The organism is Pseudomonas sp. PS01270 (genome assembly GCF_029959775.1).
In the GTDB taxonomy this organism is placed as follows: domain Bacteria; phylum Pseudomonadota; class Gammaproteobacteria; order Pseudomonadales; family Pseudomonadaceae; genus Aquipseudomonas; species Aquipseudomonas atacamensis.
In genome coordinates this window covers 1-1,887 of the sequence record NZ_JASCPT010000254.1, presented here as the reverse complement: position 1 = coordinate 1,887, position 1,887 = coordinate 1, and the positions used below count along the sequence as shown (strand labels likewise).

2 protein-coding genes are annotated in these 1,887 nt (G+C 59.1%); one reads left to right on the top strand and one right to left on the bottom strand.

From position 1 onward, the window contains the following. Positions 1-83 precede the first annotated feature (83 nt). A complete protein-coding gene (locus QMX86_RS27970) occupies positions 84-947 on the bottom strand; it encodes a universal stress protein (RefSeq protein WP_076562374.1) in 864 nt (287 codons plus the stop codon). A 159-nt stretch (positions 948-1,106) separates the two neighbouring features. Between QMX86_RS27970 and miaE the strand changes: the two genes are divergently transcribed. After that, entirely contained in the window at positions 1,107-1,709 is a 603-nt protein-coding gene (gene miaE, locus QMX86_RS27965; RefSeq protein ID WP_016775115.1) for a tRNA isopentenyl-2-thiomethyl-A-37 hydroxylase MiaE, read from the top strand. Positions 1,710-1,887: the final 178 nt, after the last annotated feature.

Below are 1,887 nucleotides of genomic sequence, written 5' to 3'. Positions count from 1 at the left end.
AGCAGGCTCGCTCCCACAGGGAAATGCATTCCAGATGTGGGAGCGAGCCTGCTCGCGAAAGTGCCAGTCAGGCATGGCAATCCTCAGTGTTTTGCCGTCAATTCCACCAGATGATCCTCAACCTCCTGCGGCTTGAGCACCAGGACATCGCTTTCCAGCGTATCCAGCACCGCTTCCGCCGTATTGCCGATCAACGCGCCTGACAGACCACTGCGCGCCACCGTGCCAATCACCGTCACCGCCGCCTGCAGCTTGTGCGCCATGAACGGGATCAGCACATCTGCCGGGCCTTCCTCGATGTGAAGGTGCTCGTCATCGACATCGAACTCCGCCTGAAACGCCCGGCACTGCTCGCGGTATTTGGCTTCTATGGTCGATTTCAGCTGAAACGTCGGGTCCGCCGCCGAGAGCATCGGCGACGGATGCGCGGTAATCACATGCAGATGCGCCTTGGCCAGACTGGCGATGTCATAGCCGTGATCGATGATGGTGCTGTGCAAATGCCGGTGCTCACCGTCGGCATTGCCGACATCGACCGCAGCCAGAATCACTTTGTCCTTCCAGGAGCCGGCGGTTTTTACCAGCAGCACCGGGGTAGGGCAGTGGCGCAGGAGCTTCCAGTCGGCCGGGGTCAGCAGGGCTTTTTTCAGCGAGCTGTCGGGGAAGTGCTGTTTGATCACCAGGCCGCAACCCTCGGCCTGCTGCACATCGATGATGGTTTCGTGCAGGCTCTCGTTCCACGCCTGTTCGGTGGTCACGCTGTACCCTTCGGCGAGCAATGCCGCCTTGAGCACACTGAGCAGGCCGGCGTGGTCATGCTTCTTGTCGCACACCAGAAGATGCAGATGGGCCTGGGTGACACCGGCGATCAGCTTGGCGCGCTTGAGCGCCAGGCTTTCTGCATGTTCAGGTTCGATGACCACCAGAATGCTGCGAATGGCTTGCATGAGCGGAGTCTCCAGCAAAGAAAAGGCACGGCGTTGCACAACTATAGTTGCTACCCGAACGTCTGCGACTTGATGCATATCAACAGCCGCCGCTGGTGGTCTGCGGGCAGGCCGGTATAATCGGCGCCCTTCGCTCGAACACCTTTTACCGTGAGCCCCATGATCCTTCCCGAAATCCACGAATTCCTTGGCTGCCGCACGCCCGACGCCTGGGTCCAGGCGGCACTGGCCGATCAGGAAACCCTGCTGATCGATCACAAGAACTGTGAGTTCAAGGCCGCCAGCACGGCGCTGAGCCTGATTGCCAAGTACCACGCCCATGTCGACCTGATCAACATGATGTCGCGCCTGGCCCGGGAAGAACTGGTGCACCACGAGCAAGTCATGCGCATCATGAAGCGGCGCAAGATCGAACTGCGTCAGCTGCACGCCGGCCGCTACGCCTCGGGCCTGCGCAAAGTGGTGCGCAGCCATGAGCCGGTGAAACTGGTGGATACGCTGGTGGTTGGCGCTTTCATCGAAGCGCGCAGTTGCGAACGCTTTGAAGCATTGGTGCCGCATCTGGATGAAGAACTGGGCAAGTTCTATTTCGGTTTGCTGAAAAGCGAGGCGCGGCATTTTCAGGGTTATTTGAAGCTGGCCTATCAGTATGGTGATGCCAAGGATGTCGCGCAGGTGATCGAGCGCGTCCGTGCGGCCGAGCAGGAACTGATCGAATCGCCGGACGAGGAATTCCGCTTCCACAGCGGTGTGCCCGCCTGAATGTGTTAAAAACTCTTAAGAGTATGAAACATCACCGAAAACCGGCCCGAGTCAGACTGTGTGAAAACGCACTGACGGCGGTTCCAGCAAACGCCCCGACTTGTTCGGGGCGTTTGCTTTTGTGCTCACAGCAGACGAAAAAAGGCGTTTCAGCCCATCAGCGCCATCATCTGGCGCA

Excerpts from the sequence above, each read along its gene's own strand:
- QMX86_RS27970 (WP_076562374.1), bottom strand. The coding sequence starts at position 947 with ATGCAAGCCATTCGCAGCATTCTGGTGGTCATCGAACCTGAACATGCA.
- miaE (WP_016775115.1), top strand. The coding sequence starts at position 1,107 with ATGATCCTTCCCGAAATCCACGAATTCCTTGGCTGCCGCACGCCCGAC.